Origin of the sequence: Grimontia sp. NTOU-MAR1 (assembly GCF_035758505.1) — a bacterium.
Taxonomy (GTDB): Bacteria; Pseudomonadota; Gammaproteobacteria; order Enterobacterales; family Vibrionaceae; genus Enterovibrio; species Enterovibrio marinus.
Genome location: NZ_CP142108.1, coordinates 1,992,077 through 2,004,918, shown reverse-complemented (window position 1 = coordinate 2,004,918; position 12,842 = coordinate 1,992,077). Strand labels below are relative to the sequence as shown.

The 12,842-nt window shown below is 47.6% G+C and carries 15 protein-coding genes; 9 read left to right on the top strand and 6 right to left on the bottom strand.

From position 1 onward, the window contains the following. The first annotated feature begins 42 nt into the window (after window positions 1–42). From VP504_RS09080 to VP504_RS09060, 5 genes are all read left to right on the top strand, one after another. Window positions 43–522 carry a sel1 repeat family protein gene (locus VP504_RS09080; protein WP_325890905.1) on the top strand — a complete coding sequence of 160 codons (480 nt, stop codon included), beginning with the start codon at window positions 43–45 and terminating at the stop codon, window positions 520–522. A gap of 111 nt (window positions 523–633) precedes the next feature. Further along, the gene (locus VP504_RS09075) at window positions 634–960 is read left to right on the top strand and encodes a ribbon-helix-helix domain-containing protein (protein WP_325890904.1); all 327 of its coding nucleotides are present in this window, start codon (window positions 634–636) and stop codon (window positions 958–960) included. A gap of 113 nt (window positions 961–1,073) precedes the next feature. Then, on the top strand, window positions 1,074–1,469 hold the full coding sequence (locus VP504_RS09070; protein ID WP_325890903.1) for a VOC family protein: 396 nt from the start codon (window positions 1,074–1,076) through the stop codon (window positions 1,467–1,469). 51 nt (window positions 1,470–1,520) lie between these two features. Next, complete coding sequence (locus tag VP504_RS09065) at window positions 1,521–2,063, top strand: hypothetical protein (protein ID WP_325890902.1); 543 nt, start codon at window positions 1,521–1,523, stop codon at window positions 2,061–2,063. A 2-nt stretch (window positions 2,064–2,065) separates the two neighbouring features. Then, window positions 2,066–3,640, top strand: a complete 1,575-nt coding sequence (locus VP504_RS09060; protein WP_325890901.1) for a GMC family oxidoreductase — start codon at window positions 2,066–2,068, stop codon at window positions 3,638–3,640. A 30-nt stretch (window positions 3,641–3,670) separates the two neighbouring features. Here VP504_RS09060 and VP504_RS09055 read toward each other — a convergent pair whose 3' ends face one another. Continuing rightward, entirely contained in the window at window positions 3,671–4,405 is a 735-nt protein-coding gene (locus VP504_RS09055; protein WP_325890900.1) for a VOC family protein, read from the bottom strand. 213 nt (window positions 4,406–4,618) lie between these two features. Here VP504_RS09055 and VP504_RS09050 point away from each other — a divergent pair, with 213 nt between their 5' ends. Further along, window positions 4,619–5,257 carry a hypothetical protein gene (locus VP504_RS09050; protein WP_325890899.1) on the top strand — a complete coding sequence of 213 codons (639 nt, stop codon included), beginning with the start codon at window positions 4,619–4,621 and terminating at the stop codon, window positions 5,255–5,257. A 30-nt stretch (window positions 5,258–5,287) separates the two neighbouring features. Here VP504_RS09050 and VP504_RS09045 read toward each other — a convergent pair whose 3' ends face one another. After that, window positions 5,288–6,055, bottom strand: coding sequence for a substrate-binding periplasmic protein (locus tag VP504_RS09045; RefSeq protein ID WP_325890898.1), 768 nt, complete (start codon window positions 6,053–6,055; stop codon window positions 5,288–5,290). Window positions 6,056–6,210: 155 nt separating this feature from the next. Further along, window positions 6,211–6,843: a 3'-5' exonuclease gene (locus tag VP504_RS09040; RefSeq protein WP_325890897.1), complete on the bottom strand. Its 633-nt coding sequence runs from the start codon at window positions 6,841–6,843 to the stop codon at window positions 6,211–6,213. Between the two features lie 311 nt (window positions 6,844–7,154). Here VP504_RS09040 and cspE point away from each other — a divergent pair, with 311 nt between their 5' ends. After that, complete coding sequence (cspE, locus tag VP504_RS09035; protein WP_062710440.1) at window positions 7,155–7,367, top strand: transcription antiterminator/RNA stability regulator CspE; 213 nt, start codon at window positions 7,155–7,157, stop codon at window positions 7,365–7,367. A 62-nt stretch (window positions 7,368–7,429) separates the two neighbouring features. On the opposite strand, the gene VP504_RS09030 is transcribed toward cspE, so the two are convergent. The 3 genes from VP504_RS09030 to VP504_RS09020 form a co-directional block, all read right to left on the bottom strand. Then, window positions 7,430–9,151 carry a glycoside hydrolase family 30 protein gene (locus VP504_RS09030; protein ID WP_325890896.1) on the bottom strand — a complete coding sequence of 574 codons (1,722 nt, stop codon included), beginning with the start codon at window positions 9,149–9,151 and terminating at the stop codon, window positions 7,430–7,432. A 187-nt stretch (window positions 9,152–9,338) separates the two neighbouring features. After that, window positions 9,339–10,190, bottom strand: a complete 852-nt coding sequence (locus VP504_RS09025) for an alpha/beta fold hydrolase (protein WP_325890895.1) — start codon at window positions 10,188–10,190, stop codon at window positions 9,339–9,341. 396 nt (window positions 10,191–10,586) lie between these two features. Next, on the bottom strand, window positions 10,587–10,934 hold the full coding sequence (locus VP504_RS09020) for a hypothetical protein (protein WP_325890894.1): 348 nt from the start codon (window positions 10,932–10,934) through the stop codon (window positions 10,587–10,589). A 241-nt stretch (window positions 10,935–11,175) separates the two neighbouring features. On the opposite strand from VP504_RS09020, the gene VP504_RS09015 reads away from it, so the two are divergent. Together VP504_RS09015 and VP504_RS09010 are read left to right on the top strand one after the other, a co-directional pair. Then, window positions 11,176–11,583, top strand: a complete 408-nt coding sequence (locus tag VP504_RS09015; RefSeq protein WP_325890893.1) for a MerR family transcriptional regulator — start codon at window positions 11,176–11,178, stop codon at window positions 11,581–11,583. A 33-nt stretch (window positions 11,584–11,616) separates the two neighbouring features. Beyond that, complete coding sequence (locus VP504_RS09010) at window positions 11,617–12,510, top strand: sterol desaturase family protein (protein ID WP_062710425.1); 894 nt, start codon at window positions 11,617–11,619, stop codon at window positions 12,508–12,510. Window positions 12,511–12,842: the final 332 nt, after the last annotated feature.

Here is a 12,842-nt window from a genome sequence, read left to right as displayed (position 1 = left end):
TGTGAAACCAAGACTGTCGGGATTGGTTGAAGAGGTTGTTTCATGTCTGAATGGAGAGTTTTTCTGGGTATTGGTGTTTTTTCTCTGCCTCTTACCCTATCTGCGCAGACGAGCGAATTTGCTTACACCGAACAATTAGACAGTGAGAACCGCATGAAGTGTCTTTATGGTTACTTCGCGGAGAAAACCGGTGACCATGATTTTGCAGTCGCTATTCTCGAAGACTGCATTGCTCGATGGAACGACGTTTATTCTATGCTACTGCTAGCCCAAATCCATGAAAACGGCGTTTACTCCGCCCCCAATCCCGTCCGCTCCACAGCCCTGATGAAACAGGGGGCACAACTCAACGACGAAGCGGGCTACTCGCGACTTGCCCGATATCACTATGGTAAGGCTCTTTACGAGGGTTTTGGCATCGCTGTTGATAAAAGCAAGGGCAAAAAATACCTCCGAATGGCTGCTCATGAAGGGGTTGAGGCTGCATGTGAATACCTTGAACAGAATGATGAGACTTGCTGATTGTAGACAGACGTAAAGTTTCCTATCGCTTGACTGTCTTAAGGATGAGGCAAGACCACATCGCGACTATGGATATGCTCAATAGGAGTAGTAGCGCAAAGGTAAGAAGTCATGTGTACCATTTTCGCTGGGCAGGATCCCACCAATTACGAGATGCATTCCCGCTCTGTTCGCCTTGCGGGTCATTCCACCAGTGTCAGGCTGGAAAAGAAGTTCTGGCAAATCATCGATCATATCGCTCACTCCCAGGGCATGAACACGGGTAAGTTCCTTTCCACGCTTTACGATGAAGCCTTGGATATCAACAGTGATGTCACCAACTTTGCGTCGTTGCTTCGCTGTAGCTGTATTCTTTATCTGAGCGAGCCACACGGAGTGTTGGACCTTGCCAACGCTGAACTTCGCCAACAAGCCGAGTTGGAGAAAAAAGTGGTATAGGTCAACAGACCTTCGTGATGTTAACAATATTTTTACATGCGGTAGCATGATACCACCTAAGCAGTTGTTCCCATCGTTATAGTGGGTTTACCCGATAACGTATGGAGGAGCTTATGGCGAAACTCATTCATTCGATGATCCGGGTTTACGATCCGGATCGCTCAATAGCTTTTTACAAAACCGCCCTCGATCTCGACGTTGCACAGCGCTTCGATTTTGAAGGCTTTTCCCTCATCTATCTGCGCAATGCCAGTAACGACTTTGAGCTGGAATTAACGCATAACCACAGCCAGACCGAACCCTATACCCACGGAACGGGCTATGGGCACCTTGCCGTCTGTGTGGACGATCTGGCAGCAACGCACTGCAAAATCAGCGATGCCAATCTAAACCCTGCCGAAATTAAGTCCATGAGCTACCAAGGTACGCCTATGGCGAGGTTCTTTTTCCTGACCGATCCCGATGGCTACAAAATCGAATTCCTTGAGCAGTCCGGACGTTTCCAATAGAAGAAGCGCAGCACTGTTTGCAAAAGGACACTGAAAGCAAGGAGAACAGCAATGAATAACGTGAAACCCCAATACTCCCGACGAGCCATTCTAAAAATGGGAGTGATGACCGCCACCGCCGCTTATGCCTATGTGGCAGTGGGTATTTCCCTGTCCGGTAAATCCTGGGCACTGACAGTCAAAGCGCTGGATAACAAAACCGCAAACAATCTAGTGAACATTGCCCGCAGTATTTATCCCCACCCGAGTCTTGGTGATGTCTACTATGCCGCTAGCGTGGAAAGTATTGATGCGCAGGCCGCCAATGATCCTGCTTTGAAAAAAGCTCTGACTGATGGCGTAGCAAACCTCATGAAAGACGCGGGAGGTGATTGGAATGGCCTTGCCTCGTCGAAGCAAGCTGAACTGCTTCAGCAGGTGGCGAGTGAACCTTTTTTTCAGGCAGTCCGCGGCAACATGGTGGTGTCCCTTTATGACAACCCTGGTGTCTGGCCTGCCTTTGGTTTTGAAGGCTCTTCATTTGAAAAAGGTGGTTACATCAACCGTGGCTTTGACGATATTCAATGGCTGCCAACATCCGGTAAGGAGGGATAATCATGGCTAAGCAGTATGACCTGACTGACGAGAATGTGGTGGTAGTCATTGGCTCCGGAGCTGGTGGCGGAACTTTGGGAAATGAGCTGGCACAAAAAGGCGTCGATGTTGTGTGTCTTGAAGCCGGTTCGCGCCTTGATTACCGCAAGGACTTTGAAAACAACGAATGGAAGATGTTTGGTAAAGAAGCCTGGCTGGAACCCAGAACCACGTCCGGCACCTGGGAAGTAGCAAGGGATTTTCCCGGCTTACCCGCCTGGATTTGCAAAACCGTTGGCGGCTCAACACTTCACTGGGCAGGCGCAAGCCTTCGCTTTCAGGAGCACGAATTCCGTACCCAAGACGTGTATGGCGATGTCAAAGATGCCACCTTATTGAACTGGCCAATCACACTGGCGGAGCTTGAGTCTTATTACGACAAAGCGGAAGACAAAATGGGCGTGACCCGCACCCATGATATCCCAGGCCTTCCCGGCAATAACAACTTCAAGGTATTGCAAGCTGGTGCCACTAAAATTGGCTACAAAAATGTGCATACCGGACGCATGGCAATCAACTCCGAACCGCGAGATGGACGGGCAGCCTGCCAGCAGCTTGGGTTCTGCTTTCAGGGCTGTCGAATGGGTGCGAAATGGTCGACGCTTTACACTGAGATCCCGAAAGCGGAAGCGACAGGTCACTTTGAGCTTAGGCCCAGCTGCCATGTGCTGAAGATTACCCACGATGCATCAGGCAAAGTAGATGGTGTACTTTATGTAGATGCCGACGGTAATCAGCAACATCAGAAGGCGCGCATTGTCTGCTTAGCCGGTAACTCAATTGAAAGCCCGCGTGTACTGCTGAACTCCGCTACTGCCATGTATCCGGATGGGCTTGCAAACAGCTCAGGCGAAGTGGGGCGTAACTACATGCGCCACGTGACAGGCTCTGTGTATGCTGAGTTCGAAAATCCCGTGAACATGTACCGCGGAACCACGATGGCGGGGATTGTGACTGATGAGTCCAAACACGACCCATCCCGAGGCTTTGTTGGTGGCTATGAAATGGAAACCCTTTCGCTGGGCCTTCCTTTTATGGCGGCTTTTTTAAGGCCGGGGGCCTGGGGCGAGGAGTTTGCCAAAGACATGGAAGGCTACGAGCGTATGGCGGGCATGTGGATTGTCGGCGAAGACATGCCACGTTCGACCAATCGCATCACGCTCAACACCGATGTCAAAGACCAATTCGGATTACCGGTTCCTAATGTGCACTACGATGATCACCCCAATGATATCGCCATGCGAAACCATGCCTACAAGCAAGGTGCCGCCATTTATGATGCCGTCGGCGCAGTGAAAACCCACAAAGTCATTCCATATCCGTCGACGCATAATCTTGGCACCAACAGGATGAGTGCCAAGGCACAGGATGGTGTAGTCAACCGCTGGGGGCAGTCCCACGATATCGATAACCTGTTTATTTCTGATGGCAGCGTATTCACCACGGGTGCGGCTGAAAATCCGACTCTGACCATTGTCGCCCTCGCGATCCGTCAGGCGGATTACATTGCTGATTCAATGAACAAAAAGCTGATTTAGCCTACCACTCCCCGGCGAAAGCTGGGGAGTTCATTTCCCGAGCCCTGCGTTTTTAAGTGTTTTAGGCGTGATTTCCTCCCCGCTTGCCTCAAAAGCAAACAGGCCGCTTTCTCCCTCTTCAGGCAAAGCGAAAGGCTGTGCGTCATGAACCACCTGAAACTCCAGCACAGTGTAGGGACGCTGCCACAACCATTCGCGGTTAGCGACTGCATTTAAATCCTGCTCTGGCAAAGCCTCATCAATGAAGGAGTAGAAATAGAGTGTGAAGCCATATTGGGTAACCGGCTGGATAGATTTCAGCGTAAGGCCAATGCCGTCAGCCCACTTCTGCATGGCATCTTTGTTATGACAGCGAAGCGTAATGTGCGCTAACGTCGCACCATCAGCTACAGGGTGTGAGAGCGTCAGGTTTTCAGGCTTATTACCTTCAAAAGTGGTTTGTAGCAGCTCAATGATCAGCCCATTGGGATCAGACAGGTGGGCGAGGTAGCCAATATCCTGAAACTGGCGGGGGGAAGAGACATTCGCACCCTGCGAACGCAGCCATTGGCAGGCGGCGTCCAAGTCCACCACAGTGATGCCGATTTTCCAAAAGCCATCGGTTGCTGCTGGTTGGTAAGAGGTCTCTGACGGCACAAAAGAGAGGGATGCACTTTCGCCTTCAAACTGCCAGCCTGAATCAGTCAATCGCATGCCGAGCAGGTCTTGATAGAAAGTAAAAAGGTTCTCAGCAAGCTTTGCTTTGATAGTAATGGTAGTGAACACTCAAGTCATCTCCGCCGTCTATGTGGTTTTCATTTTCACTGTTTTAGCAGTAAAAAGTGCGATGAAAAAAGTGTGATTTCAGAACGATGTTCTATTATTGGATTTTAAATTAGCCAACAGCGCCACAAAACACACTGATAGGTTTGCAATTTGAACGTTATATGTACAAAAATCACTACAGGTCATCTTTTTTTGGGAATGGATCTCTCGGTAGTGCTTAGGACTTCAATTCTTGCAGTTTCATTGTTATCAGTTTTAGGCTGTTCAAACGAAAAAGACGGTGATGTCTTTTTGGAGCAGTGCTTTGCTGACCGTCAATATAACTATGAATGCGATGGTGTGACCTTCACAGCATTGGAGGGCTTGATTGAGGAAGCCAGCGAGGAAGAACTGATGGTTAGAGTGGGAAGAGAGCCTTTTACACTCTCTGACCTTGCTGGCTTCGAAGGACTGTCTGACGTGGATGTCGATTATCTGAAAAACCTTTCTATCAAATTCTCCGGTACGATCAAAGAAGCTACATGGATCCAGAAAAGCTTTGATGTAGAAAACCCACGCATAGACTGGTTTGAGATGCCGGATAAAGAGCACATTGCCAATATTCTCAAAGAACAAAAAATGCGCTCGGCAATGTTGGATGCCCGCGGCGGGGAACATGAAGCCTATCAATACTGCGCAGCGCAGGCGGAGAGCTTTTATAGTGCCGATTGTGGTTTCGACCAAAACTTTGAGTCTATATGGGACAAAGACACCCTTTTCACCATGGTGAGCTGCAAAGGGGAAAGTGGCAAGAAAACCCGTTTTAAGTGCAAGACCTATAAAGGTACGACCGTTCTTGAATCTTATTGGTAATCATCCCAAGGCATCTGCTGGACTTTCACACTAATATCCAAGGTCCGAATAACGGCGTATGATTTCCCCATACTTGCCTGATGCTTTTACCTGATCCAATGCTGCTTGCCAGCGGGCAATTTCTTCATTTGATGTGTCTTTCGAGAAGGCAATATAAAGCTCGATGTTAAATAACTGGATGTCGACTTTTTCAATGGTGTCCGGATTAATACCACTTTTTAGTATCATCGACTGGTAGGCAAACTCCCCAATCGGGACCAACTCCCCCCGTTCCATTGCCAGCATGCCAAAACTTTGCACCGGCGAATTGGTCACGAAGAGGTTGTTGAAACCTTTAGCCTGAAGAAAGTCTGTTTCTGGAAAACCACGGGTGACCAGAATAGAGTTCACCGCTCGTGCATCATCCAATGATTGGATATCAACGTTACTATCTTTATGGCGAAAAAAACGCACCCTGTCTTCGATCAAAGGGCCAACCCATTTGAATAGTGGCTCTCGCTCTTTGGTGCGGCTCATAGAAAAAATAATACGGCGCTTTTTCCGCTGTGTCTCTTTGAAAGCTCGCGCCCATGGTAGGAGCTCGATATCGTCAGGGTGTTCCACAATCGCGAAAACCTCCCTCACTATCTCGACGGATAAACCTCTCAGCTCACCGTTTTCCACATAACCAAACGGCGCAAAATCCTCTGTCATGACAGTGAATCTTTGGGACACTGCGTGCTGACTGAATAACAGCAGCGGCAGCACGAAAAGGTATCGAATGGCGGAGGTTAACAGCGACTTATCCAGGATATTCATTCCTTCACCTGACATTACGGATCGTTTCGTTCTTACATGTATAGACGACTAAGTCTACTCAAGACGATTGCCAGGTTGTGTTTATTTGCGCGAAATCTCAATAGTGAATTCAGTTGCACTAACATGTCGCATAATTGTTGTCTAAGAGATTGATACTAAAGACTGATTTTGCTGCGCTGTTTGTTCAAAAAGGAAGGCAATGCCTGCTTGCTGGTTTTACTGATGGTTTGCATCTGTGCAAAGGTTAGGTTGGTGATACCTTGTTGCTCCAGTTCATGCAGCATCAGAAGCCAGAGCTTTGCTGTCATTTCGGCATCCGCTAACGCGCGATGGAAAACACCATCGTGTGCGATGTGTTTGAAACGCACCAGATCGCCAAGTTTATGGGTCGGAGAGTCCTGAATCAAACGACGTGCAATGAGCATTGAACAGGTAAACTGGCCGGAGTAACCCGCGCTCAGACGCTCCAACTCCGCATCTAAAAAGCGTTTATCGAAAGAGGCGTTATGTGCCACAAGGTTAAACCCGGCGATAAACTCCGCAAACCTGATCATCACATCTTCACAGTCCGGTGCCGTACGTAGCATATTGTTGTTAATGCCGGTGTAACCCTCGATAAAACTGCTGACACGGAAGCCAGGGTTCATCAATTCCTGAAAGGTATCGACCACTTCACCATCAACTAGCTTCACCGCACCAATTTCAATGGCACGGTCGCCCATGTTTGGCGATAAACCTGTGGTTTCGAAGTCGAGCACGACAACGGTATTGGCTGCTGTAGATGGCATGGAGAGGCTTCCAGAACGAAGAAAACAGAGGATGGAGTATACAAGTAAACGGCGGTATGCGTGAAAAGTGAAAATAAAGCTCGCTATTTAACCAGTAGCCTGTATAGTGCGCGTCTGGCTCAGAAAGAGCTGTTAATGCCAAATTTAGTTTAAGTTTCTGCTCAGTGACTTCTCGATAGTCTTCGTTAATACCCTGCGTCAACTTGTGCTTCATCGACCATTCAATAGCTTTCCGTACAGCCTTATTGTTTAACGCCTGCTTTGATGTTTCGCGTTAACACACTCATTAAAATACAAAATTAGAGGTTACTATGTCTGATAAAATGACTGGTCTGGTAAAATGGTTCGACGAAACTAAAGGTTTTGGCTTCATCACTCAAGACAACGGCGGCAAAGACGTATTCGTTCACTTCCGTGCAATCGTTTCTGACGGTTTCAAAACATTGGCTGAAGGCCAAAAAGTACGTTTTAACGTTGAGCAAGGCCAAAAAGGTCCTCAAGCGACTAACGTAGAAGCGCTGTAATTCAGCGAGAGGCTGCGCAGTACTCAGTATATTGCGCAGTCTTACTTCAAATTTTCACTTCCTCAAGCACCTATCCTTAGTAGTTGAACCCTCACCGTTTGCAACGCATTCGCTGGAAGGGTTATCTGCGCAACCTGCGCACCAATCCTCAAATTAAACTGTATCGACTTCTTGGTCGTGTTCAGCAGCTGTACACTGAGCAACCCCGACTGATTCAGCGTCGCGCTGGCATGCAAATCATCATGCCCCAATCCGCCTAACACGGTATCGGTTTTGACTGCCTGGTCACCAGGACGAATCGTGCGGCTGAACTGTGCCAGCACATGGTAAATTGGCGTGTAGTAGACGTGGCCGGTTTCCGTATCAATCATGATTGGCGCGCCACAGAAATTCCCAGCGTGGTTGGGGCCGCCTTTGGCATCTAATACGGCATTCCAGTCTACCCAGCCGTTCATCCAGTGATTGAAGCCAACAATAATATCGCGCGCGTAGCGATGCACCGGCGTATAGATGGGGTGGTTTTCCGGGTTTGGCGCCCAGGTGGCAGTGTATGCCCAATCCGTGGCGTTTTCATTCCACCAGAACCCGTCATTATCAAACCAGCCGGACTCCTGAAACTTAACCGGATCCAGAATACCTTTTGGCGCAGGTTTACCGAGATCATCGATACATCCTTCGGTATGAATGATGGCAAAATCCGGGAACTTTTTGTGTACCTTCTCCAATACCTTCTCATACACATCGACCGTGCTGGAATACCAGTGAACCGCAGATCCATAGACATAAGTCGCGGTGTCTGGATCACTCAGGATGATATCCGTCCAATGTTCCAGATGATCGCGGTTTTGATCGTAGATCAGCAATCTTGTATCGCTGAAAGCGCTTTCTTTTAAGGCCGGACCAAGGAAGGTTTTGATGAAGGTATTCTGGCTCTCAGCAGAGAAATGCATGCTCTCCCAGTTGCCGCTGTTGCCATGTGGTTCATTGACTGGCGTTAAGCCCCAGATATCAACGCCGGCTTCTTTGTAATGATCAAGGTACTTCACCAGATAATCCGCATAAGTGGATTCATATCCCGGTTTGAGCGAGCCGCCCGTTCCCTCCCAGTCGTTCTTTTCCGAGCCTTTGATAAACCAGGTATTGATGTCCTTCATCCAGGGCGGCGCTGTCCACGCGGAAGCAATGATGTTCAAGGAACTGTCATCCTGTATGGCTTTAATCGACTGAGCCTCTTTGATCATCGGTAACACATCGAACGATTCATCCTGAATTCCAGGATACTTGGCTTTTGAAAAGCCATTGCTGTCTGGCTCGATGGTGAAATGCTCAAGCGTAGTATCACCTTCTACTTCGGCGTAGCTCAGTTTGCCTTCGACTGAAAAGTCGGTAGAACCAATTGGCGTGCGCGTCAGCGAGAAGTTGGCGCCTGATTCGGCATAAAGCTTTTCCATTACCTCATGGCGTTTTGCTGGCGGTAGATGCGCTAAAACAAACGCTGCCGACTCGGTAAAAGAGGCACCAATTCCGGTAATGGTCTGTTTGGTGATATCTGGCTGGATCACAACCCGCTTGTCACTTTCTTCGCATTCGGTGGTAAAAGGCTGGTTTGGTACCACTGACATCTTATCACCCGCCTCACTGGTCAGCAGGATTTCAGTGGTCGACGTTAAGCCAAAGTTCTTGTTTGTACTCAATGCTTGCTCCCTGTTGTCACCGGAAGTGCAGAAAGCAGCTTCACCGCGGAGCGCAAGACAAGCGCTTGTAGCGATGGCCCTCACTTCCATGTTGTTCGTTCCACAAGGGGAATGATGATGTAAAGTAAAAAAGCCGCACATTAGTCCCTACTGTGCGGCTTGTTACGTATACCTTTTCTGATTTTCGAATATAACCAGAGGCCAGATTTACTGTTTTGCTTTTCTTGTAATCAATACAATCGCAATAGTTCCAAACAGATCAGAAAAACGGTGGATACTATTCGTTGCGCTCGGCATCCGCGACGGCAACTAATGCATCAGCGACACCTTTTGGATCAGAAAAAATCACGGCATGGCTTGAATCAAGCGTGAACGTACCTTTAACAGGTTGCCCCTGAATCATCGCGTCCTGAACGGCTGGTGGAATAGCATTATCTTCAGAGCATTTCACGTAATAGCGCGGAATGCTGCCATAATTTTCCTCTGTCAGCGACAGCTTATAGGTGAGCGGTGCAGTCGGCTCCATCACCATAGCGGCTTTTGCACCTTCAACGGCTTCTGCGGGTAAATCATGGGCAAAGGCATGATGGATTTCGGACTCTTTGATCCCAACGGCTGTTTTATCTTCGTTAAAGAAGAGGTTATCGAGCACGGCAGAGCCCTGAACGCCTTGCGTGGCATCCATAAAAGAGACACCATCAGGCAGCATGAAAGCACAGAGGTAAACCAGTGCACTGATTTTATCAGGGCGCGCTTCGGCCACTTGGCTTGCAATCATCCCTCCAAAACTGTGACCGACCAAAATGGTCTTATCATCTTGTTTATCCAAGATATCGGTCACTGTTTTGACATAATCCTCGAAAGTAATGTCTGCTGGTTTGGTTTTGTCTGCCCCATGTCCTGGCATGTCGGGGGTATTGAAGGTGGCGGATTGTTGCTTCAAGACTTGCTCTTGAACACCTTGCCATTGGAAACCTCCAAGCCAGGCTGAATGGATCATAGTGAAATTATCAGATGCAGGCGCGTTTTCTGAAGTCACAGAGTCAGAAGAGCATGCGGCAGAGAATAAGGCGATTGCAATGGTGATGGGTTTTACGATATTGGTGCTGAAACGTGGTTGAAAACTCATATTTCTACTCCTTTCCAATAGAGTTATTAGGTCAACCCAAGTGGGATGTCGCGTATTGCCTCCTTTTTTCTATTCGCTTTGTTGTGAATCTCCGACTGACTATTTCTTTGTCGTAAAAACAGAAAAAGTTCTTTACCCAATGGATCAATGTGAGTACTGAACATATATTTTCAGCCAGGGCTTATAGCAGGCGTCGTTAACAATATGATGTGTAAAGTGAGTTTGGTGTAGGAGGGTTTTTTAAAGTGTATTAACTAACTCAAACACTTATGGTATGGGCCATGGCTTAAAGCTTTCTTTTTGACTGTAGGGCTTCATGTTTCTCGAAATACTCTTGAAAGTGAGACCTTCAGCCTCACTAAATCCACCCAGAAAAGGGCCCACAAGGTTAATTTTTCAGGAGGTGGTTTCTGTCGATTTCAGCCACTCAATGGCGAGTTTTTCCAACGATCCCCAACTGGTAATTTCGTGGGTGCCGATATGAAAGCGTGAGGAGGTGAGTTGTCCGTATAGTTTGAAATGTACTTTTTCCCTAGGGTACTGAATATCGCAATACACTGACTTGGCGAGGGTGTCGATATCAAACGCCACCACCATGATAGGGAGAGAGGTATCCCCCCCGCGAATGTTCAGACGCAGCACCACAGGTAGCCCTGCATCGTTAGCGAACATATACATAGGCACAACACTGTGCTTGCTGCCACTGGGGAGCAACTTGTGAAGACAATCCAGCCTGTCGAGCATACATTTCCCCTTAGAAATTAAGGATGAGAGAATCCTTAGCTATCTATCGAGTGTAGTGGCGGATACGAATTTTAAGTATGATCTGGTTAAAAGTTAAGCAATTTTGGTCTCGAAGTGATAGGCCTGTGTCTGTTGCAAGGTGGTGGGATGTAACTGAAAAATACACGGTCTTAAAACCTCTCTCGAGAGCTGCACTATTCTATCAATCAGTAGCCAAGCTTATAGCCAGGAGCAAGACGAGATGTACATTGGCAAATTATCGGAAGTGACGGGCGCATCTATTAAGGCAATAAGGTTTTACGAAGAGATTGGTTTGCTGAACAACATAAAGAGATCTGGCAAGTATCGGGTTTACAACAAAGATCACATTGCCCTTGTCAGGTTGATCATCAAAGCCAAATCACTGGGTTTCACATTGTCACAGATGAAGAAATTTGTTGAGCGGGAGCGTCATGCCAGCCCTTGGCATTCTATTTTAGAGATGATCACCCAGAGAATCGCTGATATTAATGACACGATCATCCAACTTGAAATGAAAAAAGAACACCTCTCAGAATACAGAACAAGCATTCTGGACTGTCTTGAGAATAACCCTTCCTGTGCGCTGGAAGATGCAAAGCTTGACTCTCCCCTTATAGGGAGACTTTAAGGTAGACCCTCAACACATAAAAAGGGGGTTACCATGGTTCATTTACTATCACGCTACTTACTTTCTGTCTCCCTGTTTCTGAGCATCACGCTTTTTACTGTTGCTTACACACAAGGCTGGGATCTTGAACTTGCTGTGTTGGTGTCAACCATCATGACACTTTTAGCCGCGAGTATTGTCGAGCGCATACACCCCTTCAAAGCCACATGGAACAATAGTCAGGGCGATATTAAGATGGATGTGGCTAGCGCATTGGTGCTCGCAGGTATTCTGGACCCCGCTTTGAAATATATGGCCCCTATTGCCATTATCGCTCTATATTCGATATTCACGCTTTCTGCAGACAGTACAAACCTCGGTAGCTTGCCAATAGCGGTACAAATCATCATGGTCACGCTGCTGGTTGAATTTGGGCGCTATTGGTCACATCGCCTGCACCACACCGCCATGCCACTGTGGCGTTTCCATGCCATGCATCACAGTAGTGTAAGGTTATATGCTTTCAATAATTTACGCTTTCATCCACTCAACTACATCATCAATTTTTCGGTTGGGGTCTTTCCTGTCATGCTTCTTGGTTTTTCTGCTCAGGCCTTTCTGGGGTACCTTGCCATCAGCCAACCCGTATTAATGCTTCAACACGCTAATATTCCCCTTAGAAACGGTGGGCTGAATTACCTATTTAACACTAACGAGCTGCATCGTTGGCACCATTCAACGTCGGTTGATGAAGCTAATTCAAATTACGGCAACGCCATCGTGTTATGGGATCAGCTATTCGGAACGTACCGGTATGAGCCGAGTGCGAAGGATGAAGTCAGAAGTGTCGGCTTATTCCAATCCAGTAACGATTACCCGGCAACTGGAGGCTACTGTAAGCAGCTATGTACTTCCTTCAAAATAAGCAACCGAGGTATGAGCGAATAACACAGAACTTGATTATTAGAATTGAGAGGGCTGATAAAGCCTGACTTTAATATTCTTTCAGATTAGCTAAGCACAAATTTTTGATGCTTAGCTAAACATCTAATCAATATTGAGCGTCTTCATTCTGATATACCCAAACAGACTGAAGATACTTGTGTTCAAAGGTCATCAATGCGTTCAGCTTGAGGCAAATTTCACGAGGAATAGTCGTTCTATTTCCCCTGAGGTTTAACGAAGAAGTGGGCGCATTGAAGGCCTTCCTTCGGGCGAGTTGACTGACGCCGTGCTCATCGTTGTACTTTTTGATGGAGATGACGACACCTGTAAAGGCA

What these genes read in the sequence shown, in the direction of transcription:
- VP504_RS09080 (WP_325890905.1), top strand. Translation starts at nt 43, where the DNA reads ATGTCTGAATGGAGAGTTTTTCTGGGTATTGGTGTTTTTTCTCTGCCT.
- VP504_RS09025 (WP_325890895.1), bottom strand. Translation starts at nt 10,190, where the DNA reads ATGAGTTTTCAACCACGTTTCAGCACCAATATCGTAAAACCCATCACC.
- VP504_RS09045 (WP_325890898.1), bottom strand. Translation starts at nt 6,055, where the DNA reads ATGAATATCCTGGATAAGTCGCTGTTAACCTCCGCCATTCGATACCTT.
- VP504_RS09015 (WP_325890893.1), top strand. Translation starts at nt 11,176, where the DNA reads ATGTACATTGGCAAATTATCGGAAGTGACGGGCGCATCTATTAAGGCA.
- VP504_RS09070 (WP_325890903.1), top strand. Translation starts at nt 1,074, where the DNA reads ATGGCGAAACTCATTCATTCGATGATCCGGGTTTACGATCCGGATCGC.
- VP504_RS09065 (WP_325890902.1), top strand. Translation starts at nt 1,521, where the DNA reads ATGAATAACGTGAAACCCCAATACTCCCGACGAGCCATTCTAAAAATG.
- VP504_RS09040 (WP_325890897.1), bottom strand. Translation starts at nt 6,843, where the DNA reads ATGCCATCTACAGCAGCCAATACCGTTGTCGTGCTCGACTTCGAAACC.
- VP504_RS09020 (WP_325890894.1), bottom strand. Translation starts at nt 10,934, where the DNA reads ATGCTCGACAGGCTGGATTGTCTTCACAAGTTGCTCCCCAGTGGCAGC.
- VP504_RS09010 (WP_062710425.1), top strand. Translation starts at nt 11,617, where the DNA reads ATGGTTCATTTACTATCACGCTACTTACTTTCTGTCTCCCTGTTTCTG.
- VP504_RS09060 (WP_325890901.1), top strand. Translation starts at nt 2,066, where the DNA reads ATGGCTAAGCAGTATGACCTGACTGACGAGAATGTGGTGGTAGTCATT.
- VP504_RS09075 (WP_325890904.1), top strand. Translation starts at nt 634, where the DNA reads ATGTGTACCATTTTCGCTGGGCAGGATCCCACCAATTACGAGATGCAT.
- cspE (WP_062710440.1), top strand. Translation starts at nt 7,155, where the DNA reads ATGTCTGATAAAATGACTGGTCTGGTAAAATGGTTCGACGAAACTAAA.
- VP504_RS09030 (WP_325890896.1), bottom strand. Translation starts at nt 9,151, where the DNA reads ATGGAAGTGAGGGCCATCGCTACAAGCGCTTGTCTTGCGCTCCGCGGT.